This window comes from Cupriavidus sp. C1SS-2L, from assembly GCF_057073735.1.
In genome coordinates, this window is the sequence record NZ_CP172710.1 from 228,244 (window position 1) to 253,400 (window position 25,157).

24 protein-coding genes and 3 pseudogenes are annotated in these 25,157 nt (G+C 60.4%); 18 read left to right on the forward strand and 9 right to left on the reverse strand.

Translation table 11 applies throughout. The features are described from left to right. Nucleotides 1-5 precede the first annotated feature (5 nt). The 5 genes and pseudogenes from ACIGJG_RS31760 to ACIGJG_RS31780 all read left to right on the forward strand — a co-directional run. Nucleotides 6-362 carry an NAD(P) transhydrogenase subunit alpha part 2 gene (locus ACIGJG_RS31760; protein ID WP_483674345.1) on the forward strand — a complete coding sequence of 119 codons (357 nt, stop codon included), beginning with the start codon at nucleotides 6-8 and terminating at the stop codon, nucleotides 360-362. Further along, nucleotides 359-1,828, forward strand: a complete 1,470-nt coding sequence (locus tag ACIGJG_RS31765) for an NAD(P)(+) transhydrogenase (Re/Si-specific) subunit beta (protein ID WP_483674347.1) — start codon at nucleotides 359-361, stop codon at nucleotides 1,826-1,828. Before ACIGJG_RS31760 ends, ACIGJG_RS31765 begins: the two co-directional genes overlap by 4 nt. Before the next feature lie 310 nt (nucleotides 1,829-2,138). Further along, nucleotides 2,139-2,699: a Clp protease/crotonase-like domain-containing protein gene (locus tag ACIGJG_RS31770; RefSeq protein WP_483674348.1), complete on the forward strand. Its 561-nt coding sequence runs from the start codon at nucleotides 2,139-2,141 to the stop codon at nucleotides 2,697-2,699. Nucleotides 2,700-2,737: 38 nt separating this feature from the next. Next, the gene (locus ACIGJG_RS31775; RefSeq protein WP_483674349.1) at nucleotides 2,738-4,255 is read left to right on the forward strand and encodes an AMP-binding protein; all 1,518 of its coding nucleotides are present in this window, start codon (nucleotides 2,738-2,740) and stop codon (nucleotides 4,253-4,255) included. Nucleotides 4,256-4,262: 7 nt separating this feature from the next. Then, nucleotides 4,263-4,449: pseudogene (locus ACIGJG_RS31780) on the forward strand (IS110 family transposase); the annotation flags it as partial. Between the two features lie 332 nt (nucleotides 4,450-4,781). Here ACIGJG_RS31780 and ACIGJG_RS31785 read toward each other — a convergent pair. The 7 genes and pseudogenes from ACIGJG_RS31785 to ACIGJG_RS31815 form a co-directional block, all read right to left on the reverse strand. Further along, nucleotides 4,782-5,384, reverse strand: a complete 603-nt coding sequence (locus tag ACIGJG_RS31785; RefSeq protein WP_011295823.1) for a 2-hydroxychromene-2-carboxylate isomerase — start codon at nucleotides 5,382-5,384, stop codon at nucleotides 4,782-4,784. Nucleotides 5,385-5,431: 47 nt separating this feature from the next. Continuing rightward, entirely contained in the window at nucleotides 5,432-6,439 is a 1,008-nt protein-coding gene (locus ACIGJG_RS31790) for an NAD(P)H-dependent flavin oxidoreductase (protein WP_011295822.1), read from the reverse strand. Nucleotides 6,440-6,475: 36 nt separating this feature from the next. Continuing rightward, complete coding sequence (locus ACIGJG_RS31795) at nucleotides 6,476-7,210, reverse strand: SDR family oxidoreductase (protein ID WP_011295821.1); 735 nt, start codon at nucleotides 7,208-7,210, stop codon at nucleotides 6,476-6,478. A 321-nt stretch (nucleotides 7,211-7,531) separates the two neighbouring features. Further along, the gene (locus tag ACIGJG_RS31800) at nucleotides 7,532-8,188 is read right to left on the reverse strand and encodes a flavin reductase family protein (RefSeq protein WP_011295820.1); all 657 of its coding nucleotides are present in this window, start codon (nucleotides 8,186-8,188) and stop codon (nucleotides 7,532-7,534) included. Between the two features lie 27 nt (nucleotides 8,189-8,215). Then, nucleotides 8,216-9,202, reverse strand: a complete 987-nt coding sequence (locus tag ACIGJG_RS31805) for a tripartite tricarboxylate transporter substrate binding protein (protein WP_011295819.1) — start codon at nucleotides 9,200-9,202, stop codon at nucleotides 8,216-8,218. A 106-nt stretch (nucleotides 9,203-9,308) separates the two neighbouring features. Further along, a complete protein-coding gene (locus ACIGJG_RS31810; RefSeq protein WP_483674350.1) occupies nucleotides 9,309-10,568 on the reverse strand; it encodes a serine hydrolase domain-containing protein in 1,260 nt (419 codons plus the stop codon). Between the two features lie 395 nt (nucleotides 10,569-10,963). Next, nucleotides 10,964-11,515: pseudogene (locus ACIGJG_RS31815) on the reverse strand (Rossmann-fold NAD(P)-binding domain-containing protein). Between the two features lie 754 nt (nucleotides 11,516-12,269). Between ACIGJG_RS31815 and ACIGJG_RS31820 the strand changes: the two are divergent. Both ACIGJG_RS31820 and ACIGJG_RS31825 read left to right on the forward strand, forming a co-directional pair. Next, entirely contained in the window at nucleotides 12,270-12,641 is a 372-nt protein-coding gene (locus tag ACIGJG_RS31820; protein WP_011295817.1) for a tautomerase family protein, read from the forward strand. A gap of 180 nt (nucleotides 12,642-12,821) precedes the next feature. Further along, nucleotides 12,822-14,162 carry an MFS transporter gene (locus tag ACIGJG_RS31825; RefSeq protein WP_483674368.1) on the forward strand — a complete coding sequence of 447 codons (1,341 nt, stop codon included), beginning with the start codon at nucleotides 12,822-12,824 and terminating at the stop codon, nucleotides 14,160-14,162. Between the two features lie 307 nt (nucleotides 14,163-14,469). On the opposite strand, the pseudogene ACIGJG_RS31830 reads toward ACIGJG_RS31825, so the two are convergent. Then, nucleotides 14,470-14,663, reverse strand: a pseudogene (locus ACIGJG_RS31830) (transposase); the annotation flags it as partial. Nucleotides 14,664-14,908: 245 nt separating this feature from the next. Between ACIGJG_RS31830 and ACIGJG_RS31835 the strand changes: the two are divergent. Continuing rightward, entirely contained in the window at nucleotides 14,909-15,049 is a 141-nt protein-coding gene (locus ACIGJG_RS31835; protein WP_483674063.1) for a hypothetical protein, read from the forward strand. A 3-nt stretch (nucleotides 15,050-15,052) separates the two neighbouring features. Here ACIGJG_RS31835 and ACIGJG_RS31840 read toward each other — a convergent pair whose 3' ends face one another. Continuing rightward, a complete protein-coding gene (locus tag ACIGJG_RS31840; protein WP_041680731.1) occupies nucleotides 15,053-15,559 on the reverse strand; it encodes a winged helix-turn-helix transcriptional regulator in 507 nt (168 codons plus the stop codon). An 81-nt stretch (nucleotides 15,560-15,640) separates the two neighbouring features. Here ACIGJG_RS31840 and ACIGJG_RS31845 point away from each other — a divergent pair, with 81 nt between their 5' ends. From ACIGJG_RS31845 to ACIGJG_RS31890, 10 genes are all read left to right on the forward strand, one after another. Further along, entirely contained in the window at nucleotides 15,641-16,624 is a 984-nt protein-coding gene (locus ACIGJG_RS31845) for an MBL fold metallo-hydrolase (RefSeq protein WP_011295814.1), read from the forward strand. A gap of 8 nt (nucleotides 16,625-16,632) precedes the next feature. Then, complete coding sequence (locus ACIGJG_RS31850) at nucleotides 16,633-17,526, forward strand: alpha/beta hydrolase (RefSeq protein WP_483674064.1); 894 nt, start codon at nucleotides 16,633-16,635, stop codon at nucleotides 17,524-17,526. A 46-nt stretch (nucleotides 17,527-17,572) separates the two neighbouring features. Next, nucleotides 17,573-17,983 carry a hypothetical protein gene (locus tag ACIGJG_RS31855; RefSeq protein WP_011295812.1) on the forward strand — a complete coding sequence of 137 codons (411 nt, stop codon included), beginning with the start codon at nucleotides 17,573-17,575 and terminating at the stop codon, nucleotides 17,981-17,983. 63 nt (nucleotides 17,984-18,046) lie between these two features. Continuing rightward, the gene (locus tag ACIGJG_RS31860) at nucleotides 18,047-18,460 is read left to right on the forward strand and encodes a tautomerase family protein (protein WP_011295811.1); all 414 of its coding nucleotides are present in this window, start codon (nucleotides 18,047-18,049) and stop codon (nucleotides 18,458-18,460) included. Nucleotides 18,461-18,684: 224 nt separating this feature from the next. After that, complete coding sequence (locus ACIGJG_RS31865; protein WP_483674065.1) at nucleotides 18,685-19,305, forward strand: flavin reductase family protein; 621 nt, start codon at nucleotides 18,685-18,687, stop codon at nucleotides 19,303-19,305. A gap of 157 nt (nucleotides 19,306-19,462) precedes the next feature. Then, nucleotides 19,463-20,359, forward strand: a complete 897-nt coding sequence (locus ACIGJG_RS31870; RefSeq protein ID WP_011295809.1) for an alpha/beta hydrolase — start codon at nucleotides 19,463-19,465, stop codon at nucleotides 20,357-20,359. A 28-nt stretch (nucleotides 20,360-20,387) separates the two neighbouring features. Then, nucleotides 20,388-21,176, forward strand: coding sequence for an enoyl-CoA hydratase/isomerase family protein (locus tag ACIGJG_RS31875; protein WP_483674066.1), 789 nt, complete (start codon nucleotides 20,388-20,390; stop codon nucleotides 21,174-21,176). Nucleotides 21,177-21,341: 165 nt separating this feature from the next. Further along, nucleotides 21,342-22,106, forward strand: a complete 765-nt coding sequence (locus ACIGJG_RS31880; RefSeq protein ID WP_483674067.1) for an SDR family NAD(P)-dependent oxidoreductase — start codon at nucleotides 21,342-21,344, stop codon at nucleotides 22,104-22,106. Nucleotides 22,107-22,242: 136 nt separating this feature from the next. Beyond that, nucleotides 22,243-23,010 (forward strand): SDR family NAD(P)-dependent oxidoreductase, encoded by a 768-nt coding sequence (locus ACIGJG_RS31885; RefSeq protein ID WP_483674068.1) that lies wholly within the window; start codon nucleotides 22,243-22,245, stop codon nucleotides 23,008-23,010. 55 nt (nucleotides 23,011-23,065) lie between these two features. After that, nucleotides 23,066-24,442, forward strand: a complete 1,377-nt coding sequence (locus ACIGJG_RS31890) for an MFS transporter (protein WP_483674069.1) — start codon at nucleotides 23,066-23,068, stop codon at nucleotides 24,440-24,442. The last annotated feature ends 715 nt before the right edge of the window (nucleotides 24,443-25,157 follow it).

Genomic DNA, 25,157 nt, shown 5'->3' on the forward strand with positions numbered 1-25,157 from the left:
CATCGATGGAAATGGTGAACCACACGGTGATCAACCTGATCATCTTCGTGCTCGCAATCTACGTGGGTTACCACGTGGTCTGGACGGTCACGCCCGCACTGCATACGCCTCTGATGGCCGTGACCAATGCAATCTCGGCCATCATCATCGTCGGCGCGATGCTGGCCGCAGGCCTTACCGATGGCCCCACCGGCCGCATCATGGGCGCGCTGGCCGTGGCACTGGCTGCGGTCAATGTGTTCGGCGGATTCATGGTGACTCAGCGAATGCTGGAGATGTTCCGGAAGAAGGCATCCAAGGCCGCGCCGCAGGCCAGTACCAAGTCCGTGGCCGATGACCTTGTGGCGGAGGCGGCGCGATGAGCTTTCTGTCCATGAACGCGGTAACGCTGTTTTACCTGTCCGCCTCAGTCTGTTTCATCCAAGCGCTCAAGGGCCTGTCGCACCCGGCCTCGGCCCGCAAGGGCAATGCTTTTGGTATGGCCGGCATGGCGATCGCCGCAGTGACCACCGTGGCGCTGATCGTCAAGCTCAAGCAGGAATTCCTTTCCGCCGGCGCTGGCCAGTCATCGGTCGGCACGGGGCTGGCGCTGATTCTCGGCGCGCTGGTGGTAGGCGGCGGCATCGGCGCCTACGTGGCGAAGAAGGTGCAGATGACCAAGATGCCGGAACTGGTCGCGGCGATGCACTCGCTGATAGGCCTGGCGGCGGTGTTCATCGCGGTGGCGGCGGTCGCGGAGCCGGCGGCATTCGGCATCAGCCCGGCCGGCTCTCACCTGATCCCGCTGGGCAACCGCATCGAGCTCTTTATCGGCTGCTTCGTCGGCGCAATCACGTTCTCGGGCTCCGTGATCGCCTTCGGCAAGCTGGCCGGGCGCTACAAGTTTCGCCTGTTCCAGGGCGCGCCGGTGGTGTTCGCCGGCCAGCACATGCTAAACCTGGCGCTGGCCGTCGCCATGATCGGCTTCGGCATCGCGTTCTTCATGACGCAGGAATGGCTGTCATTCCTGGTGATGCTGGCTATCGCCTTCGTGCTCGGCGTGCTGATCATCATCCCTATCGGCGGCGCCGACATGCCGGTGGTGGTGTCGATGCTGAACTCGTACTCAGGCTGGGCGGCGGCGGGCATCGGCTTCTCGCTGAACAACCCGATGCTGATCATCGCCGGCTCGCTGGTGGGTTCAAGCGGCGCGATCCTCTCGTACATCATGTGCAAGGCGATGAATCGCTCGTTCTTCAACGTGATCTTGGGCGGCTTCGGCGGTGCGGAGACGGCCGCGGCCAGCGGCAGCGCCGAGCAGCGCAACGTCAAGTCGGGTTCGGCGGATGACGCGTCTTTCCTGATGAGCAATGCCGAGACGGTGGTCATCGTGCCTGGCTATGGCCTCGCGGTGGCGCGCGCCCAGCATGCGCTCAAGGAACTTACCGAGAAGCTGACGGAGCACGGGGTGACGGTAAAGTATGCGATCCATCCGGTGGCAGGCCGTATGCCGGGCCACATGAACGTGCTGCTGGCCGAGGCCGAGGTGCCTTACGACCAGGTGTTCGAGATGGAAGACATCAACAGCGAGTTCGGCCAGGCTGACGTGGTGCTGGTGCTCGGTGCCAACGACGTGGTCAACCCGGCGGCCAAGAACGACCCCAAGTCTCCAATCGCCGGCATGCCGATCCTGGAGGTGTACAAGGCCAAGACCATCATCGTGAACAAACGCTCGATGGCGGCCGGCTATGCGGGCCTCGATAACGAGCTGTTCTACATGGACAAGACCATGATGGTATTCGGCGACGCCAAGAAGGTGGTCGAGGACATGGTCAAGGCCGCGGGATAGCCGCATGTGCTGACGGTCGACGAACCGGCCTCAGCCCGTCCAGGTGGCCGCTTCCTTCGATTGGGCCATGCCGTCAAGACGTCGCGGCCGGTTTCGGTGTGGTGCTGCTAAACATCAAGGCGGCTGCCATCCAGAAAGAACTGGCTACGGTGAGCAGCACCCTCGACCGCCAGGTCAATAGTGGCACAGCGGGTGAGGCCGATCCCGCATGGACGGCTCGGTATCCATCGTGCAATACCCATCGTCGCCTATAACGGGCTGGCGACCTTCTGAAGCCGATGCAAATCGGCGCGGTGTTTAGGAGACCGCAATGGAGCACTTAGAAGTAGTATCAGACCGTGGCGTCATGCTCATTGTCCTTTACAGACTGGAGCGGAAGAATGCCATCACTTTTGATAGGCACGGAGCCCTTGCTGAGTCAATCAGAGACGCTGGCAGACGCGGCGAAGTTCGCGCTGTGGTGATACACGACAGCGAAGAAGTATTCGCGAGCGGAAATGAGGATGCCTCAGAGGCAACATCGAGCTTCGGACTTTGCCGGAAGTTCAAGTCATGTCAATTGCCGCCGAACAACGTCGGGACGCCTAAGGCGACTGAGTTGCTTCCGCTTGCCGAGCCCTGCAGCGCGCAAGAGCAGGCTGAATGCGGGCTGATCGACATTCCCGCGGGAACAGCATTAGCGCACACGATGGAGCTTCTCGCGATTCGGCCAACGCGTTCGCTCTTTCGCAGAAGTGAAGATGAGGAAAAGCTCGATCCTATCGACCTCAAAGTGCCAGAGTTTGCCAGCCGCCTCAGGTCCGCTGATCCCAAGAATGCTCTCGCGGCTTTTTTCGCGCGTCGTGCGCCTGGCTTCTCCCTTTTCTCGTGAGAGGCGACATGGCGCATCCATCGCACTACGCACAGACCATGCCTAAGAAGATTGCGGCGGTCTTCATACCTAGCGGGCGCGAAATCACGTATCTCCAACTGGAAGAGGGGGCCAATCGGGTTGCCAATCTTCTCCGCAGTGCCGGGATCAAGACCGGAGACGCTGTGCTCTTCTGCGTCGAGAATTGCCCCGAGTTCCTGTATTTGGGATGGGGGTGCCAGCGCGCTGGCGTCGTTTTTACGCCGGCGTCAACCAAGTTAAGCGCCGACGACCTGCGCTATATCGCGCGCGATTGCGGAGCGCGCGCTGTGTTCGTTTCAGTGGCCGCCGTCAACAGCGCCGGTCTCTTAGCGGCCGATTTTGGTTCCGCAGCATGTTTCGCCCTTGGGGGCGATATTCCCGGTTTTGAGCGACTCGAGGACGCGCTTCGTGCATGCCCCGTGACATCAATCCATGATCCGGCTCGCGGCAGGGAGATGATGTACTCGTCCGGGACCACCGGCCGGCCAAAAGGTGTGCGCAAGCCGATTCCTCCCATATCGTTCCATGACATGGACCCGCGCGATGCTTCGTTCGCCAGCAAGCCGGGCGTCGATACGTCCATGGTCTATCTCTGCACATCACCTCTGTATCATGCCGCGCCGCACCGAAACGTCTCGGCGACCCTGGCCTTCGGCGGTACCGCTGTGGTAATGGAACACTTTGATGCAGTTCAGGCGCTCCATGCCATGGAAAAATTCCGGGTTACCCACAGCTTATGGGTTCCGACGATGTTCCATCGATTGCTGCGCCTTGATGCGGGCCTGCGCATGCAGTTTGACCTTTCCAGTCATCACTTAGCGATGCACGGCGCCGCACCTTGCCCCATTCATATCAAAGAGACAATGATCGAATGGTGGGGGCCAATCCTGGAGGAATATTACGCGGGAACAGAAGGGATCGGCGCCTGTTCGATCAGTTCGCTTGAATGGCTCGCTCACAAGGGATCAGTGGGTCGAGCCGTCGAAGGAATCGTTCATATCCTTGCCGACGATGAGAACGAAGTAGCTTCTGGCTCGACAGGAACGGTGTACTTTGAGTCGGACGCCAAGTTTGCATACTGGAACGATACCGGAAAAACTGCGGCGAGCCGAAGCAAACAGGGGTGGTGGACCTACGGTGATATAGGCCATCTCGACGAAGAGGGATACTTATACCTCTCGGACCGCCGCGATTTTACGATCATATCCGGCGGTGTGAACATCTATCCACAAGAGATAGAGAACATTCTTGTAACCGATGAGCGCGTGCTCGACGTGGCTGTCTTCGGCCTGCCCGATGACGAGTACGGGGAAGCGGTCCACGCAGTGGTTCAGGTCGAGCGGCAACCAGGCGCCCCTCACGCGTTAGCTGAGGAGTTGAGGGCCCTTTGTCGCAGCAAGCTCGGTGCGCTACGGGTTCCGCGGTCCTTCTCGTTTGTGCTCGAATTTCCGCGCCTGCCCACGGGAAAGCTTCAGAAGAAGCTGTTGCGGGACACATTAATTCGCTCGATGCAACCTTCGTCCGTGGGCAATTGAGCCGCATATCACTAAGACCGGCAATAGCTCCGCAAGGAAGCTGCTCGCCGCGGCAGCCTTGAGCTACCCGCACCCCGGCACGCGTGAGGCTCAAGATCCAGCGTCGGCACGAAGGCATCCCGAAGATCATCATCGATCGTGCCGGGGACGCGCACATGCGGCAATATCGCCGCTATTGCAAACTGGCGGCGCGCGTCGAGATGTTCCGGAGGGCGGGCATGCCATGCGGCCTGCTTCCGATGAGACTATTCCGATCGCACGCTACGGCTCGTCGAACGAACTCCACCTGCGACTCCGCTGAAATCTGTGGTGATGCAAGCGTGTGTCAAGGCCAAGCCCAGCGCCACCGATGGGGCGTCACAGAAAGGCTGCCGGCGCGACGCACACGCAGCGACTCTTTCTCGACGCCATGCCGGATGCCCCTCAGCCGGTCGGTCGAAAACGCATTAAGTCGCTGGGATGGGAGATTGCCATGGGAAGCCTGGATGCCGGGTCAGAGCCGGGTCGCCGGAGATGGCCGGATCAATCACAGATGCTTGCCTTGCAGCGCGTGACAGACCCATTCGAGGCGGTCTTGGCCGAAAAACATATGCTCGCCGACGAAAGTGGTCGGAGCGCCGAACACACCACGCTTGACGGCCTCTTCCGTCGCTGAGCGCAATTGCGACTTGACCTCGGCATCGTTAGTGAGTGCCATAATCGCCTCGACGTCGAACCCCGCGTCGACCAGCGTTTTGGCGACAAGCTGGGGCTGGTTGAGGTTCAGCGCATCGACCCACAGCGCATGGAAGACGCTGCGCAGGAAATCCTGGAAGCGGTCGGGCATTCTCATCTGTACGCCGGTGGTGGCTCGCATTAGCGTGAGCGTGATGATGGGAAAGTGCGGGTTGCACTGATAGGGAACGCCGTAGAGCCTTGCGTGCCGGGCGTAATCGATGTTGGTGTATGCGCCCTTGGCTGGAATTGCCGCGGGCGAGGCATTGCCAATGGCCTGGAATACCCCACCGAGCAATATGGGCTTGTAGACAAGCGTGCCACCGGTTTCTTCGCAGATCGTCGGCAATTGCGTCCATGCGAGGTACGATGCCGGACTGCCGACGTCGAAATAGAACTCCGCGGTCTTGGACATGAGTTTTCTCCTTGGGCTGATGGGTTTCCGACGTACCTCGAGTTTCCTCAGGCGGCAACGCTTTCCCCGGGAATTTGTTCTGACTCGAGGATCCCGGCGAGACGCTGCCCGATCAGGTGGCTGGCATCCGCCATGATGCGATCGATGAGCTCGCGTACGCTCGGAATGTCGTCGATGAGGCCGGCGACCATCCCGCAACTCCAGGCCCCTGCATCCATCTCACCGTCGAGCATCACTTTCGGATAGACGCCTGCGACCTGCTCAAGGATGTCGGAGATCTGGATCTGCTCACCCTTGTCGCGCTCAATATCCAGGATCTTCTCGACGCCAGCGTTCTTCAGCACACGCTCCGTGTTGCGCAATGGGCGCATCACGAGTCGCGTGTCGAGTTCGGTGGCCGCGACGATGGCGCGCTTCACGTTCTCGTGAACAGGTGCTTCCTTGGTCGCCACGAATCGCGTGCCCATGTTGATGCCGTCGGCGCCAAGGGCGAGGGCGGCCACCAGGCTACGGGCGTCAGCCATGCCGCCGGAAGCCACAAACGGGATCTTGAGCTCATCTGCAGCTCGGGGCAGCAGGATCATATTTGGGATATCGTCCTCGCCGGGATGGCCACCGCACTCGAAGCCGTCCACGCTCACCGCATCACACCCGATCCTCTCGGCCTTCAGAGCATGCCGGACTGACGTACATTTGTGGATCACCCTAATTCCGGCCGCCTTCATCGCCGGCATGTACTCCTCAGGGCTGCGCCCAGCCGTTTCAACGATGCGCACACCACCCTCCACGATCGCCTGGATGTACTCGCGATAGGGCGGGGCGGAGAAAGTCGGCAGGAATGTGAGGTTGACGCCGAAAGGCTGGTCCGTCATCTCGCGACATCTGGCGATCTCCTTCGCCAGCAACTCTGGCGTCCGCTGCGTCAGCGCGGTGATGACGCCCAGCCCGCCGGCGTTCGAGACTGCGGCCGCCAGATCGGCCAGGCCAACGAAGTGCATGCCGCCCTGCACAATCGGGTGTCGAATGCCGAACAGCTCGGTGATCCGTGTTTTCATGGGATTGAGTCGTAATGGTTGTGGATTGGCTCCATCTCAGAAGCGTTCCATGTAGGGCCTGAGATCGAGTTCGTGGGTCCAGGCATCGCGCGGCTGCGTGTGCAGGTACCAGTAGTTTTCCGCGATGTGCTCAGGATTGAGGATGCCGTCCTGCTCCTTGAGCGCATAGCGCTCGGGGAAATTGTTGCGGATAAATTCGGTATCGATGGCGCCGTCGACGACAACATGGGCGACGTGGATGTTCTTCGGACCCAGTTCGCGAGCCATGCTTTGAGCCAGCGCGCGCAGCGCATGCTTGGCACCTGCAAAGGCGGCGAAGTTGGCCGCGCCGCGAATGCCGGCCGTAGCGCCGGTGAACAGGATTGTTCCGCGGCCGCGCACCACCATTCTGCGAGCCACTTCGCGACCGTTCAAGAAGCCGGAGAAACACGCCATCTCCCAGATCTTGAAGTACTTGCGACCGGTCTCTTCCAGGATGCTGCACGGCACATTGGCGCCGATATTGAACACGAGCACCTCGATGGGACCGATCTCCGATTCGATCTTCTCGATGAGTGCGACAACATCTTCTTCCTTGCGGGCATCGGAACCAAAGCCGTAGGCCTTGCCTTCCTGGTCGCGGATCTCTTCAAGCAGCGGCGTGAGCTTCTCGGCATCGCGGCGGGTGGCGCAGACAACGAACCCTTCACGAGCAAAGCGGCGTGCGATGGCTCCGCCGGTCGAATCACCTGCGCCGATGACCAGCGCGACTTTCGGAGTAGTGGGTTCCATGAACTCGCTTTCCTTTGATAAACGATCGTTATGTAAACGTACGTGCTTGCGCACCAAGTGTCAAGACTTCTCTCATGTAAAAAGCTCTAGTTCCATTCGTAAAGCCCGGACCGTGCTAAGGCGGCGTCCAGCAGACCAGCGTATCGGCGCGCGACCACCCAGCGGTTCAGGCGTATCGCGGGCATTCGGATGAATTTCAAGTATCCGCCCACGGTGGAATACAGCCCATGGCCCCCCATGTCCCTGGCCGGCGGTTGCGGCAGCACCAGGCCGGCATGGGGGTGTTGCATCTCCTTGGCATGTGCCGTCTTGCGGATGGTGCTATCCCTTGCCGTGCGACGATGGGCTGCTGGCGCCCGCGAGCCGCGCGATCTGAAAGACATTGTCTGGCGAGACCTGGACATAGTCGTTCAGTCCGCCGGACCGCATGATCGGATATGCCTCGGCTGTCTGATACACGCCGTCTTTCAGGAGTGTCTTGTCGATGTACACGGCCACCACTTCGCCCAAGACGAGCCAGCCACCTACCTTCTCGCCTGCGGTGTTTCGGAATTGCACGATGTCGATCACCTTGCATTCCATAGCCGCGCGGCTTTCGCCCACCCGCGGGACGTTGACCTTGCGACCCGCCACGGCCGTAAGGCCGGCGAACTGGAACTCATCCTCGCCGTGCGGAAGCGGTGATGAGGTCTGGTTCATCTGATCACCGAGTTCGCGGGTGACTAGGTTCCAGGTGAACTCACGCGTTTCTGATGCGTTCTGCACGCTATCCTTCCAGGCGATCGAAGAAAATCCGATGATCGGTGGGTCGTAGTTGAACGCGTTGAAGAAACTGTAGGGCGCGAGATTGACCCGCCCCTGCGCGTCGCGTGACGAGATCCAGCCGATGGGCCGCGGGGCCACCAACGCATTGAGCGGGTTGTGGCTCAGCCCGTGGCCCTCCGCGGGCTCGTAGTAGTGAAAGTCTCGAACGGTCATAGTATGGGCCTTTCCGGCGCGGCAGCGTTATTGCGCCGCCAGATTAAGTGTCTTTGCGATGTTGACAAACTTTTCGTTCTCTACACGCAAGAAGGCCGCTGCCTGCTGCGGCGTCATTGAGTCCAGCTTGCGAAAGCCCTGCGCAGTCGCGAGCGCGAGGAATTCCGGGCTATCGTTCCACTGCTGGAAGGCCTTGCTCAGGCGCGCGACAACGGCATCGGCTGTGCGCGCGGGCGCGAACAAGCCCGTCCAGATGCCGAATTCGAAGTTCTTGAATCGAGCGTGCTCGCTCAGCGTCGCGACATCCGGCATGAGCGGATGTCGCTTGGCGCTCGCGAAGGCGATGGCCTTGATCCGCCCGGTCTGGACCATTCCTAGGATTGGCCCCGCAAGAGGAACAAACGCGAGGTCCACCTCGCCACTTGCGACGGCCGTGGCCATGGGAGCGATGCCTTTGTACGGCACCTCCAGCAACTTGACGCCGACCCGCTGCTGGAATTCAGCGGCCGCGAGATGAGCGAGCGTGCCCTGGCCCCAGTGGGCAATGGAAAGCTCCTTCGCGCCACGCTTTTGCATCTGTTCGAGGAGCGCGGTGAGATTGTTGAAAGGGCGGTCGGGATGACTGACGAGGACCATGTCCGAGATCCCGAACGAACCGATGAGCTTGAAGCTGTCGAACGTGTACTTGGCCGAAGCGACCGTGAGCGGCGCCACCAGTAAATCCGGGCCCGCCGTCGCGAGCAGCGTGTATCCGTCTGGCGACGCCTTCAACACATTCATCGCCGCGATGGATCCGTTTGCACCGGGCATGTTGTCGATCACGAGAGTCTGCCCAAGGGCGCGCTCCAGCACGGGTGCGGATGGACGCACTGATGCGTCCACGCCGAACCCGGGCGGGTAAGCGACCTTGATCAGGATGGATTTGTTCGGATAGGGTTGCGCCGTCGCGGCGGCGGCGCAGCAAAGCGCGACCACGACAGCGGCATCAAAGAGTCTGCGAGTCAGTGTTTTCATGTTTGTCTCCGTGCGCCTGTGAAACCGGCAAAGTGTTGTGAATGAACAAGCCGTGTCATAGATCCTGCGCCCTCAATCCTGAAGGGCGGTGACCGCCCTTCAGGCATCAGCTCAGCGAGCCGTAAACGCTCTCTTCAAAGCCGTAGAAGACGTCCACGGTTTTCGGGTCCACGGACGGCAGCGACTGCATCATGGCCAGGCCTGCGATGTTCAGGGTGGGGTCGATCCAGAAGTACGTATTGGCCAGTCCCGCCCAGGCTAGGCTGCCGGCACTGCGGCCGGTGGGCGCTGCGCTCTCGTTGATCATGAAGCCCAGGCCCCAGGTCTTGGGCACGCCGGGGAAGAATTCCACGTCACGCGAGAAAAAAGGATTCTGTGTCGGCAGCTTGCTCACGCTAAGCGCGCCCATGGCATTGCGCGACATCAGGGCCACCGTCTCCGGCTTGAGGATCTGGTTGCCATTGCCCCGTCCAGCATTGAGGATCATGCGCATGAACTTCAGGTAGTCGTTGACGGTGGAGTACAGGCCTGCACCGCCCGACTCGAACTCGGGATCCTTCACTGTTCCGAGATCGATCACGGATAACTTTCCGTCGTCTCCGCGCAAATGCATGCCGGCCAGTCGAGTGCGCATGGTCGTGCTGATCTTGAACGCCGTGCTGTCCATGCCCAGCGGTCCGGTGATGTTGCGCTGGAAGTAGTCGCCCAGGCGCAGGCCGCTGGCGGCTTCAACCAGCTGGCCCACCCAATCGATGCCGATGCCATATTCCCAGCGCGCGCCGGGGTCGAAGCACAGAGGCACCCGCAGCGCCGCTTTCTGCCCCGTCAGGATGCCCGGGGTGTTCTGCGTGCGGTAGAAGCGCTCCAGGTCTGCGTTCCAGATCTCGTAGGTGAAGCCGGACGTGTGGGTGAGCAAATGCCGCAGGGTGAGCTGGCCCTCGGCATCTCGCAGCTGGGGCGCGCCATTCGTGTCCCAGCCCTCCAGAACCTTGAGAACGCCCAGCTCGGGGATCACTGCGGCCGCTGGTCCGTCCAGGCTCAACTTGCCCTGCTCGACCATCTGCATGGCTGCGGCGCTGGTGATCGGCTTGGTCATGGATGCGATGAGCATCACCGTGTCCAGGTCCATCGCTGCGGAGGCGCCCAGCGTGCGCGCTCCTTGCGCTGCGGTGTAGAGGGTCTCATCGCGAGTGATTACCGCGGCGGCGACGCCGGCCGTGTGGCCGGATGCGACGGCACGGATCAGCACCGGGTCGGCGTTGGCTTTCAGCGCGGCGGTGTCAACCGATGACGAGCGGCAACCGGCGACCGGCAAGGCTGCCAGCGCGACGGCGGAGTTGAGAAATCTGCTGCGACCTTGTGCCAAGGTTTGTCTCCGTACGCCGGTCAAAGCCGGCAAATTGTTGTGAAAGAAGGAGAGTGATACGTTGAAGGCTTAGCCAGATACGCAGCCCCGAGTCATGCGTGCACATTCGTGAGGGTTGTGGGCGAAGCGCGGATGGGGGTACGCGCGGGCCGGTTATTGAGCCGCGAAATACCACCGTCGTTGCTGGAGGTCTGTGGAGGCGGCGCATCAAGTGCCTCGAACTCATTAAGTTGGCTCCAATTCGCACTGCGCCGCGCAATGATTTGCTGCGGGCATAGAAGCCGCCGATGCCGACCGTGGCGCGGGCAAAGAGGTAGCGGCTACGGGCACGCTCGCTCAACGCTTTCATGAAGACGTGGCCACTGGCGTTGCAAGGGAAGACGAACGCTTTTTTGTCAGTAAAGGTTGGCACGTCCGGGCCTCAGAACGTTCCCATCAGGACCGCGGCTCCATCTCGTCGTCCAGGCATCGCGGGACTGCTCATGCAAATTCCAGTAAGCATTTGCGATCGAGCTGGATTGAACGATCCCATCCTGGTCCTTCAGCGCAAAACGCTCGGGGAAGTTGTCGCGGAGGAACGCCGTGTCGATCGCGGCGTCGATTATGGGATGAGCGACGTGGATTCCCTCCGGGCCCCGTTCGCGGGCCATGTTTTGTGCCGGCGACTGCGGCGAGACTTCGCGTCCGCGCAAGCTGGCCGTTGCGCCCGTAAAGATGATGGTGCCGCGGCCCGCGTGGCAGCATGAACCTCGCCGTTTCGCGGTCTTCCTTGCGCGCCTCGGAGCCGAAGCCGTTCGCCTCGCGGCCTTCTGCCCGGATCTCGTCAATCTGGGGCTGGAGCTTGTCAACGGTGCGGCGGGGGTAGCCTTCTTTGGCAAAGCGCTCGCGATGGCGCCGCCGGTAGCGTCGCCGGCTCCAATCACCAGAATAGCTTCCTTGTCTGCCATGTGAATTGCTCCCATGGATGAGTAAGAGGGCGCGAGGCCGGACCGCAGGTGCACTTAGTAAAACGACCGTTTAGTAAACGAAGCGTATGTTATCGTCATGCCCCTGTCAACAAGGGTTTCCTCCATCATTCTTGAGTGTGACTCGCTGCGCTAGCCGGCCGATGCTTTCCCCGATCCCGGGGACCAGGGTAAGCAGTGCTCGCTGAAAGAACTTTTCGCACGAAAGGTCAAATCGGCCGCGCATTCTTGCCGAGCAGGTAGCCATTCTTCGTCGACAGATATGACTTCAATGGCCCTGAAGTCTCCACCGATGCCGCCCCTTACCTCGACTACTTCAAGGTATGGCGCCGGCCTTCACGCAGCTGATCGGTGCGTCACTGTGGAGGACTTAAGAGACGAACGCGGCCGGCCGCAGCTATAGAGCCATCTGTCTACTAACCCTGAAGAACGCGATGTTCAGCGACTGCGTCAGCGTACGGGGCGCGTGGCCTGTGAGTTGCTCGACCGTGGAGGTTGACTCCGCCATGGCCGACTCTCTCAACGTGCAACCTTGTAGGTTCCAAACGCGTGGACGCTGTTTGGCGCGCGTCGTACTGGCGGGCACCGGCCCCCCCATAACGAGCTTGGCCTGGACCGGCGGCACTACGCCATGTCATGGCACTTCCAAGCAAGTGGTGGCGCCCCGATGCAATCGCAGGCGGTGACGTTCCGAGAGAATGAGGCTTCAGCAGCCCTATCTTCAAGGAGACACAACATGCCCATCATTGTTTGCGAATGCAAGGTCGGAATCGAAGCTGGCGTCAAGGCAAGGATCGCCAGCGAGTTCACAAGCGCGATCAGGGAGATCATCCTTTCGCCGCTCGACTTGATTAGCGTGGTATTCCATGAATCCACGCCCGAGAATACCTACCGTTCGGGAGAGCCCACTTCCGAAACGCTGATCTTCTGCCACATCCGTGATGGGCGCAGCGACGGCGCCGTGCTATCGCTGGCCAAAAAGGTGAGCTCGATCTGGAGCATGTGCACCGGGGCAACGGAGGACGAAGTCGAGGTTCTCGTCACACTGTATCCCGCCAAGTACGTTGTGCGCGGTGGTGAACGCCTACCCGAAGCCCCTCGCGTGTGAGGGTGGTGCAGCCTGGCCGGACTGAGGGGACCGCCCTTTTCTATGCAAGGGCGGGCGTTGGCCGTGAGGTGTCGGCCCCGAATGTGGTTACTGCGCCGCATGCCGAACCGCAAACCGATGATAAAAGGAGACAAGCGTATGAAACCAGTCCGCTCTGAGCTGGCACCTGCACCTTCAAGCATGCACCGGCTAGATGTTCACAAACTGGTCGACGAGGCCAAGTTCAACAGCTTTCACTGGTCGGTGCTGATCTGGTGCTTCGTGATCCTGGTGCTCGACGGGTACGACTTGGCGGTCGCCGGCACCGCGCTTCCGTCGATCATGAAGGCGATGAATGTCGAGGCCGCGACAGCGGGCTTCATGGCCAGTTCGGCGCTGTTCGGCATGATGTTTGGAGCGATCGCGCTCGGCGCGCTAGCCGACAAGATCGGCCGCCGCTGGGCGATCTCGATCTGCGTGTTCCTGTTCAGCGCCTTCACCGCGTCCGCCGGGTTCACCAACGACCCGATCACCTTCAGCGTGATGCGCTTCCTCGCCGGGCTCGGCATCGGCGGTGCGATCCCAAATGCGGCCGCGCAGATGACCGAATACTCACCGAAGAAGGTGCGCAGCGTGATGGTCACGCTGATGTGCTGCGGCTACGCGGTCGGCAGCATCCTCGCCGCGCTCCTCGGCAAGCAGTTCATCGAGACCTATGGTTGGCAATCTGTGTTCATCGCCGCGGGCGCCGCAGTAGTGCTGATCCCGTTCATCCTGAAGTACATGCCTGAGTCGCTGCCGTTCCTGATCAAGCAGCACGACCACACGCATCTGCGCGAAGTGGTCCAGAAGATCCGACCGGACATGCCGCTCGAGCCGCACGAGGAGTTCCCCGTTCCGGCCGAGGACAAGGCCGAAGGTCCGACCGTAGGCAGGCTGTTCTTGGACGGCCGGGGCTTCAGCTCGGTGATGTTCTGGGTCGCCTACATGACCTGCCTGTTCATGCTCTATGCGCTCAGTTCGTGGCTGGTCAAGCTGATGGGCATGGCCGGCTACAGCCTCGGTTCCGCCCTGAACTTCCTGCTCGCCTACAACGCCGGTGCAGTCGTCGGCGCCGTCGGTGGCGGATGGCTCGCCGACAAGCTGAACATCAAGTGGGTGACGGGCGCATTCTTCGCGGTCGCCGCGGTCTCGCTGACGCTGCTCGGTTACGGCGCGCAGCCGCTGTTCCTCATCGTTGCCGTCGTCGGCGCGTCGACGCTGGGCACGCAGATCCTGCTGTACGCGTATGCCGGGCAGTTCTACCCGACGGCGATCCGTTCGACGGGACTCGGCTTTGCCTCGGGGGTCGGGCGCATCGGCGCGATCGCGGCGCCAATCGTGATCGGGCTGCTGGTCTCGATGAAGCTGCCGCTGGTGCAGAACTTCCTCGCCATTGCAATGGCCGCGCTGATCGGCGGAGTCGCGGTTACGCTGATCAAGCACAAGTCGTCGGCCTCTTCGCACAGCCACGACGCGAGCGCGGTCGGGCAGCAGCCTTGAGGCTCGACCCGTTGCGAGCGTACGAGTTAGTGGAGAGCCATTTCGCCGACCTGCCCGCGGGGAAGCGAGCATTGGCGCTGCGGTGGGCGAGCGCCACAGCGCCAGTATTGCAGGTCGCCTCCACGGGTAATAGCTGAGGGCTGCGGGCCCGGCAGCTCAGCCAAGAAGTGCTGAAAATTTGCAAGCAATGCAGGCTTGGAGGCTGATTGAGACGAAAATCACGCGAGGGATCCCGTAGCCTGCGCTCGGCACGGTGCAGAGCTGCTTCGTACGCCGCCCGGCGCCTCTGTTGCGGCCATTTTGGTGTTCAAGACGCGCCTCGAACATGAGCGATCAGCAGCGACTTTTTGGCGATGACGAGATTAGCCAACTCGAACAGGCTGAACAGCTGCGCCTCGTTCTTGGCCAGTCCCTTGTAGCGGGTCTTCCTGTGGCGAAACAGGTTCCTGTTCACATGGAACGGGTGCTCGACCTGGCCCGGACGCTCGCCTTCAGCCGCTCGGCCGTCTCCAGCAAGCGCGTCCACTTGCGCCGTGGATCCCGTTGTCGGCGCATACCCGGCTGCATCTCCACGTGCCACTTCGGCCCTGCGCTTCTTCGCGTTTATTCGCGCCCCGATAACCAGCATCGCTAAAGGCCACCGTCTCTTCACCTTGCAGTAGCAAGCAAGCTTGCGTCACGTCGTTGACGTTGCTTGTGCTCAGACGAGGTACTGATCCGTGTATTCACCGCAAGGGACGGTAGACATGACAGGCATGTTCCTTTGCGCCAAGGCCGCCGCGCGGCAGATGCGCGGTGGCGGCGGCGGGCAAATCGTCAATACTGCATCGATCCTGTTTCAGTGCGCCAAGCAATTTGCTCGTCACGTCCCGCAATTCCTGAGCTAATTACTAACTAGTGATTGCCTTCTCGTAGCCAGCCCCGAGCTCGCTCAACACTGAGCGTGCCGGACGCGGTGCACCGAGATGCAGGTAACGTAGTTCATCCATAAGGGCACTCCAAAGTGAAGGGCCGCCCTTTTCCAGCAGTTCCGAGCGCAAAGACGCCTCCGGATGCGTATGCCGAAGGCCCCAGACAGCCATACATGCGAGCAGAGGTACAAGCTGTATGGCCGCTTCCGTGAGGCTGTAGATGCCTTTCTGCCGATGATTCGGATCCGGAGATCGTGTCAGCAGGCCAGACGCGGTCAAGTGCTTCAGCCGGCTTGCGAGGATGTTCGAGGCGATGCCTTCCTTGTTTTGCTCCAGCAGAGCGCCATAGCTGCGCCTGTTCTCGAACATGACATCGCGGATAACGATCAGGCTCCAGCGGTCGCCCATCTGCTCAAGCGTCAAGTTGATCGGGCAGCCCGATCGTCTTGTTTGGGACAAAGTCTTCTCCTGAATTTCCACTTGCATTATGCAATTGGCGGGCATATTATGCAACCACTTGCACAATGCAAGTGCTGTAGAGATCTTGGCAAATCGTTAGGAAACACTATGAAATTCTCCACCATCACTTCGCGTGCCGTTCTCGCGGTATCGTTAGCATTCGCTGGCACCTTCGTTGCTGTAGCCCCGGCCCAAGCAGCAGCGCCGATGCAGCACAAGCAGGTTGCGGGCTTCTATCGCACGATGATTGGTGACTATGAAGTCACCGCTCTCCATGACGGCAGCGGCAGCGTTGACTCCAGCATCCTGCATGGCGATCCGGCGCTCATCCAGTCCCTCCTGGCGCGCTCCTTCCAAAACGATCCCAAGACTGTCTCGGCCTCCGTCCAAGGCTACCTCGTCAACACCGGGTCCAAGCTCGTTCTCATCGATACTGGTGCAGGCGGCCACTGGGGCGGCCCCACGCTGGGCAAGCTCGTGCAGAACTTGAAGGCCTCTGGCTACAAGCCGGAGCAGGTTGACCTGGTGCTGCTGACGCATCTTCACGCTGACCATGCTGGCGGAATCTACAAAAACGGGAAACGCGTCTTCCCGAACGCGACCGTGATGATGAAGAAGGCCGACGCCGACTTCTGGCTGTCGAAGGAAATCATGGCCAAGGCCCCGGAAGAAGCAAAAATCTTCTTCACGGTGGCACAGGATGCCGCCGCGCCTTACATCGCTGCCGGCAAATGGAAGCCGTACGAAGGCATGGACGAAATCGTCTCCGGCATCGCACCGTATGCCATTCCCGGCCATACGCCCGGTCACACTGGCTACATGATTTCCTCAAAGGGTCAGTCGTTGCTGGTCTGGGGTGACACCGCTCACGTCCTCGCCGTCCAGATGCCGCACCCGGAAATCGGCATCGCCTTCGACTCGGACGGCGCGACGGCCATCAAAACCCGTGAAGACCTTCTGGTGAAACTCGCCGCGAACAAGACGATGATTGCCGCAGCCCACATGCCGTTCCCCGGCCTGGGCCGTATTCGAAAGGCCGACACCGGCACTGGCTACGACTGGGTACCGGCAACTTTCCTCAACCTAAAGTGAGGTGAACCATGGCCTACGATTCCTCCTCCGCCCGCAAGCTCCGCGAAGCGATGTTCGCCTTCAACATTGCGCATCCCGTAAGCACGATCGAGACGCTCCGCGTCGTCATGGAGGCAATTTCACAAGCAAACCCGCCGGCGGCTGACCTAACCGTCGAGCCGACCCAACTCGGTGGCATAGCCGCGGTGGCGATTACGGCTCCCGATGCGTCCAAAGACCGTATGATTCTCCATTTCCACGGTGGCGGCTGGGTGGCTGGCTCTCCTGCCTCGCATCTGGGCATGCTCGGTGAGTTGTCTCGAGCGGCTAAGTCCCAGGTTATCGTCCTGGACCACTCCTGGGCGCCCGAGCACCCATTCCCTGCTTCCTACGACGAGTCCATCCGCGGCTACGAAGCAGTGCGTGCGCTTGGCAAGCCGTTTGCCGTGACCGGAGATTCCAGTGGCGGCGGCATGGCTCTCAACGTCCTTGCCTACGCATCCTCGAAGGGCCACAAGGACGCACGAGCAGCGCTACTCATTAGCCCATGGGCAGACTTAACGCTCACGCTGCCCTCGCTAGCGCAGTTGGCCGACCGCGACCCAATGGTCAACGCGAGCGCGATGCGGGCGATGGTCGAGGCTTACGCTGGCAACCACGATTTGAAGGATCCGCGCATCTCACCGATGTTCGCCGACATGCGCGGCTTTCCTCCACTGCTCATCCATGTTGGAAGCGACGAAGTACTTCTCGACGACGCCCTTGAAATTGACCGGAAGGTGCGCGCGGCCGGCGGCAAGTCGTACCTCGAGGTCTGGCCCGAGATGCTGCACGTCTGGCACATTCAGACAGCCTCATTGCCTCAGGCCCACGACGCGCTGCAGAGAGCCGGCGAGTTTCTCATTGGGCACCTCGAGAAGTAGCACGCACGCCCTCAACGAAGACCTAGACACCAGATTGGAGAATGCAATGACTACTGACACCAAGACACCGGCAACGGCATGGATGGAAATCGTCAAGAAAAAAGGAACCAGCGAATTCGCGGCGTCGTTCACCGCTGACGCCAGCCTTCAGACTTCAGCCCTCAGCAAGGCTGTGGTCGGCCCGACACTCATCGGGGCGTTCTTTGCCGCGACGAGCACGATGTACGAACACTTCGTGTTCACTGCGGAGACGGTTGACGGTGCGAAGACTTACCTTGAGTGGGATGCCATCCACGGTGGCAAGCCGGTCGCCGGCACCACCATCATCACTCGGAATGAGTCTGGTCTCATCAACAACATCAAGCTCTTCCAAAGCCCGTTTCCCGTCGTTCGTGAATTCTCATCTGGCCTTAAGGGGCGACTCGAAGGAACACTCGGTCAGGACTTTTTTAGCTAAGCCGGGAAAACATCCAACTTCATCGCCTCATTTGACCTGAACAACACAACCAAGGAAGCACTCATGCCAACATTTCACGCTCACATTCCAGCTAAAAGGTTCTCTAGCGAAGAAAAGCGGGCCCTGGCGGATGCCTTGAATCTCGCTCTTCATGAAGCCATGGATACGCCTATGGATGACCGCTTCGTCATCATCAGTGAGCACAGGGACGATGAATTCTTCATTCATCCGACCTTTCCTGCCATGGAGAGATCCGATAAGCGCATGGTCGTAACGGTGACGTTCGGTACGAGCAGGACCGTGGAGCAGAAACGCAAGCTCGCGGAGTTGGTTACCCGATACGCAGTAGAAAAGGTTGGCGTCAGCAAAGACGATATCAGCTTGATGATGTATGCCATTCCCTTGGAAAACATGAGCTTTGGAGGCGGAAAGCTGGTCTCTGATATCGACCTTTCCATGCCTTGGGTGAACAAGTAAGAAGGACGCGCCTGCCCTGTTCTTGAAGTTAGGGCGCTGAATTGGCGGGAAACGGAAGTCTCGTTCGTTTCTCAGGCGTGGGACCACGAGGCTTCGATCCGAAGCCATTCCCTGGACGGAACTCGCGATTGGAAAGTGCCAACGCTCCGGCCCTTTGTGCAGCAGAACCGAGCCGGAGTCTTGGAGTCTGCAGTCCTTGCGCCCGTCCACAAAGAGTTAGAGCTATGACCGACTGGCACTTCTACGAACCGGCACGGGGGCATGCCCTGCGTCATGATCCGCTCAACGCCATCGTTGCTCCGCGACCGATTGGGTGGATCAGCACAATCTCTAGCGACGGCGTGCGCAACCTTGCGCCCTACAGCTTCTTCAACCTGTTCAGCTACAAGCCTCCGATCGTCGGCTTTTGCTCGCTTGGTGCGAAGGACTCGCTCGCCAACGCGCGTGACACCGGCGAGTTTGTGTGGAACCTAGCTACGCGACCGCTTGTCGAGGCGATGAACGCCTCTGCGGCAATGGTGCCCGCGCACGTCGATGAGTTCGAGTTGGCCAAGCTGGAGACGCTGCCCTCCGCCAAGGTGCGGCCAGCGCGCGTTGCGGCTAGCCCGGTGCAGTTCGAGTGCGTGGTCACCCAGATCGTGCAGCTTGAGGCGCAGGCCGGCGCGGCGCTCCCGGCGTGGCTGGTGTTAGGCGAAGCAGTAGCGATCCACATTGACCGGCAGCTCATCACGAACGGCGTTTACCAGACTGCGCAGGCGCGCCCGATCCTGCGCGGGGGTGGGCCGGCCGACTACTTCGAAATCGGCGCGGGACAGCTCTTCACGCTTGAGCGACCGGGTGATTGACTTGGCGTCGAGCGAGATCGTGCACGTAGCGATTCATCGCTGGCCGCTTGATGGCGGCCGGAAATTTTCCGCGGGACTCGGTCGCCATCTGCAAGGCAAGGTCGACGCAAGTCACTTTTACGGCGTCGCCTGAAATCTTTCTACAAGGAGAACTCCCATGTTTCAACGTACCGATATCGCATTCGAAGCCGAGGGCGGCGTCACGCTGCGCGGCTGGCTCTATGTACCAGCCGGCGGCACCGGGCCCCATCCCGCCATCACCATGGCGCATGGCTACGCAGGCGTGAAGGAGCACGGCTTGGAGCGATTCGCCGAGAAATTCGCCTCAAACGGCTTTGTCGTTCTCCTGCATGACCACCGCAACTTCGGCGCCAGCGACGGCACGCCGCGCCAGGATATCGACCCATGGCGTCAGATCGCCGATTGGCGGCGCGCGATCAGCTTCCTCGAACACCAGGACGTCGTCGATCCGAAGCGCATCGGCTTGTGGGGCACGAGCTATTCCGGCGGCCACGCACTCGTGCTTGGCGCAACTGAACGCCGCTTGCGCGCAGTAGTCACGCAGGTGCCGACGATCAGCGGCTTCGAGCAAGGACTGCGCCGCATTCCGCCCGACGCCGTCGCCGCCATCGAGGAGGCCTTCTCGGCGGACGAACGCGCGCAGGCGCGCGGCGAGCCGCCGCGCCGGCAGACGATCGTCAGCGCCGATCCGGCCGTCCCTGCTTCGTACCGCGCCAAGGACGCCATCGAGTTCTATCTGCAGCCCGTGCCTGACGGTGCCTGGGAGAACAGCGTCACCGTGCGCTCTACGCGTGCTGCGCGCATGTACGAACCGGGCGCGTGGATTGCGCGCGTGTCTCCCACGCCGCTGCTGATGATCGTCGCGCTCCAAGACACGATCACGCTGACCGATCTCGAGCTGGCGGCCTACGAGCGGGCCCTTGAGCCGAAGCGCCTCGTGACGATCCCCGGTGGCCACTTCGATCCGTACGTCGCAAGGTTCGATCAGTCCAGTGCCGCCGCACTGGACTGGTTCAAGGAGCACCTCGCGTAACCAACTTGCAACAACGAAGGAGCCCGACATGTCTCATCTCACCCATACCATCGAGCATGGCATTGCCACGATCATTCTCGATCGCTCGCCGCAAAACCGTATCGGCGACCGGATGGTTGACGAACTGGCCGCAGCTATCAACGCGATCGAACGCAGCGACGCACGCGTCGTGCTGGTGCGCGCTGAAGGCGATAACTTCAGCTTTGGCGGCGACATCATGCCGTGGCCCGACGACACCCCCCGCCAGTTGCGTGCGCGCTTCGAGGGTTACATGGACGTCTTCAATCGCTTCGAACGCCTGCCCTTGCCTGTCATCGCGGTGGTGCACGGCTTGTGCGCCGGCGGTGGTTTTGAGCTGGCGTTGCGCGCCGATGTCATCTTTGCCGCCGAAAGCGCCACGTTCTGCCATCCGGAACAGTCGCTTGCCTTAGTGACCCTGCTGGGGGGCATCTACCGCGTCGCCGAACGCGCAGGACGCGCACGTGCCATGGAATGGGCACTGACTTCCGAGCGCGTCCCCGCCGCAACGATGGAGCGCTTCGGCGTGATCAACCGCGTCGTCGCTGATGCCGGGCTGCTTGCAGAGGCGCACGCGTTCGCCGGAAATTTCGTGCACGGCCCGACGCGCGCCCACGCCGCCCACAAGGCCTTGCTGCGGGCCTGGGCCAACGGCGGTGTCCAGGCGGCCGACGATGTGATGTTCAACGTTGCCATGCCCTTGTTCGAGACAGAGGACGTGAAGGACGGGCTTGCTTCGGCCATCAAGGCCCTGAAGGCCGGCACACCGCGTCCGCCGCTCGAATTCAAGGGCCGTTAATGCGCCACGCAAGCCCTGCAAGGAGCGCACATGCAGGAGTTGCTGGAGCGGGTGGTCGAGGCGCACGGTGATTGGCGCGCTAGAAGCGGGAAGAAGCGCTCAGCGCCACGATCGTGACGGGTTGCCTTGCCCCAGTACCTCACTTGATCAACAGAAGGAATTCACATGCCTCATCCATTCCCCGATTTTCGCCTTACTGGCCAGGTCGCCGTCGTTACTGGTGGCGGTAGCGGTATTGGCAAGGCCCTCGCACACACGTTTGCTGGCGCGGGTGCCCGGGTCGTTGTACTAGATACAAACGGCGCGGCGGCAGAACAGGTGGCCAACGAGATAGGCTCGATGGCACAACATGCGGTTGCGGACGTGTCCAATGAAGAAGCGATCGAAAGCGTCATGGAGGACGTCGCCCGCCAACACGGTCGAATCGACGTGCTATTCAACAACGCAGGTATCAATCGGCGCAACACCTCGTTTGATTTGACGATCGCGGATTGGAATGCGGTTGTAACAGTAAACATGACCGGCATGTTTCTTTGCGCCAGGGCCGCCGCGCGGCACATGCGCGATGGCGGTGGCGGGCGAATCGTCAACACCGCATCGATACTTGGTATTTCCGGCGGTTGGTATCCGAATATTGTCTACCAGGCTACTAAAGGCGCGGTGGTCAACATGACCCGTTCGTGGGCTGTCGAATGGGCGCCCTACAACATCCGCGTCAACGCTGTAGCGCCGAGCATTATTCGCACTCCAATGACCGAAGCGCTCACAAGTCAGCCGGATGTGGTTGCGAAATTCGAAGCGCTGACACCGCTAGGACGACTGTGCGAACCTGCGGACATGACCGGGCCAGTATTGTTTCTTGCTACTGCCGCATCGAACATGGTTACCGGCCACATCCTTCCCGTTGATGGCGGCGTATTGGCGCAATAACATTTGAACGGAGCCTGCCCCACCAGATCGATTATCCAGATCTGGGTGCGCAAGTTTCCTGCTCAATATTCAACAGAATTTTCCGATTCCATCCTGCAAATTCTCATTTACTTTAACGGAGACATGGAGAAAAACTATGAATTACAAGGGTTTTGACCTTACTGGACGAGTTGCAGTAGTGACCGGATCCACTTCTGGAATGGGCTTGGCAATTGCTCGGGGCTTGGCCCAATGCGGTGCGCAAGTCGTCGTATCAAGCCATCTTCAGTCGGACACCGACTCGGCAGCGTCGTTATTGGCAAGTGAGGGTTTCGACGTTAAGGGTATCCCCTGCGACATCACCAATCTCGACAACGTCAAGAATTTCTCTGAAGAGTCTAAGCGCGCCTTCGGTCATGTCGATATTATCGTTTGCCATGCGGCAGGTCCGGTCCCGGTCGGGCCAATTGCCGAAACCGATATTGATCTACTGGACTCTTTGCTCCTCACAACAGTGCGAAATAACTTGGTGTTGATCCGTCAATTCTTGCCAGAGATGGCGGAACGCCGTTACGGGAGCGTTCTCATGACGTCCAGTATCGCATCAGAACGCGCCAGTCCGGCTCTTGGCGCCTATGGTGCGGCTAAGGCCGCGCTGAACGGCGTGGTACGCAGCATCGCGGCCGAATGGGGGCAATGGAACATTCGCGCCAACGCCTTGGCCCCATCGATGGTGCGCACGGCGTTCTCGCAAGTCATGTTGAGCACCCCAGACGCCGTAAAAGCGATGGCCGCCAAATCTCCCTCTAACCGCATCGCCGAACCAGACGACATCGTTGGCGCCGCGATTTTGTTGGCGTCGCCAGCCGGATCGTACATATCTGGCCAAACCCTGCTCATCGACGGGGGGCGCTCAATTATTTAAGCCGTATCACGGCGCGATCCACGCTGCAATTACACGAAAAAATACGGAGACAACAATGTCGGATAAGCAAAAAATTAATGTCGTTTCGTTTATTGATGAGCGTCCGGTTGGGCGCTATCAGATATTCATTATTATTCTGGTTTTTCTGGTCGTTGCATTTGATGGAATGGATGTCGCGATCATGGGCTTCGCTGCACCGGAAATCATTCGCACCTGGGGCATTACAAAGTCGCAAATGGGCTCAATCTTGGGGGCGGTCTTCTTCGGCGTAGCAGTCGGCGCCCTCATTGCAGGCCCAATTGGCGACCGCTACGGTCGCAAGCTCATTTTGACCGCCAGCGTGTTCTGGTTCGGGGTGCTGACTCTGATTTCCTCTCAGGCGACAGACGTCAATACGTTGATCACCTTGCGGATCTTGACAGGCCTCGGCCTCGGCGCGGCATTGCCGAATGCTGTTACGCTCATTTCCGAGTATGTACCCGTGCGGAAACGTTCGTTAATCGTAACGATCGTCTACAGCGGCTTTACTGGCGGGGCTGCCGTTGCCGGCCTGATTGCGGCGTGGCTACTCCAGGCGTTTGGATGGCGAGTCATGATCGCAATCGGCGGGCTACTCCCGATCGTATTGGCCCTTGTCCTAGCTATTTGGCTGCCTGAATCGGTGGCGTTTCTCACGCTTAAAGGAAAGCGCCTTGCTGCCATTCCTAAAATTCTCCGCAAAATCGACAGAGGCTCGAGCGTCCTCTCGGATGCCACGTTTTGGATTCCAACGCCCGTTGATCAATCAAAGGGATCTGTCGCCATCTTGTTCACAAAAGCCTATGCCATGGGGACATTTTTGTTGTGCGTCGCGTATTTCATGGGCGTGTGCGCCACGTACGTAATGGTCAACTGGCTGCCAGTCATTGCCAAGGACGCCGGTTTCACCCTCGGGCAGGGCGTGGTCATTACGACCCTGATCACGCTCGGCGGTCCGATTGGATCGATCTGTATCGGTGCGATCATGGATCGCGTACGTCCGCACTGGGTACTGGTACCGACGTTTCTGATCGCTGGCGCATTCCTCGCCTCCCTCAGCGTCGCACCAAGAGATTTCGGTGCCTTGTGCGTATTGATGTTTGCCTTGGGGTGCTTCTTCCACGGATCGATGACTGGCTTGCAGGCGCTCTCGGCCATGTCATTCCCAACAGCGGCTCGCTCGACAGGGATCAGCTGGATGCATGGCTTCGGCCGCTTGGGCGCCATTGCCAGCGGCTTTATCGGCGCAACCATGATGGGCTGGGGATGGGGACTCGGACAGATTTTCCTGGCGCTGGCGGTGCCGATGGTCGTAGCAGCCTGCGCCGTCGCCGTTTTGGGCATGCGCAATGAGCGTACGCGTATTGAGCATAGTGAAATAGGTAGCTCACAGGCACTCAGTTTGCGAACCTGACCCTCGAATGGTCCTTCTGGTCGTTCGGGATGGTTGGGTAGTCTTATTATGACCAACGGCTCGTGCAGTATGGCGATGCGGCCGTACGGGCAGCACGACATCAGCATCGGAAGACGGCCAGCTCCGTCTGGTCGAAAAATATCGGCGCTGACGCGTTGAGGTCGACATGGGAAGCGTTGCCAGTCGACGTAGCACGGCCGCGCGGGCCGAGGGGTGGTGTCGCCTTCGTGACCATTCCGTCGTGCGTGGGGATCTCGACATCCCAATCGCGATGATCGCCGGGTGGCTCATACAGCCATTGACCTACATGCACCAAAAGTTGTCCACGATCGACGCGGCACTGCACTTCGTCGCGCAGAACGCGCATTAGGGGGCGTGCCGGGATACGCCCTTATGCGCTGCAGCGCATAAAGCAGAGGGTTTTTTGGTTAGCGGTCGCGGCCGCGTGCGCGTGATTAGCACCTGGGGAGAGCAGCCCGCGACCGGTGACTAAAAAACCGTTTGTGCTAAATCGCTCCACGGACGCTAGCGTCTATGGACATTGAATGGTCGCTGCGATGATCCAGCGCGCTCCACACGCGTCAGCCGGGCACGGGACTGCGGTGACGTGACGAAGGCGATCGTGCAATGGACGGTGCAAGCGTCGACATGGCGAGATGAACTGGGCAGCTTGCGGAACATTGGCACCGAGCAAGGACTGGATGGCGCAAGCCCT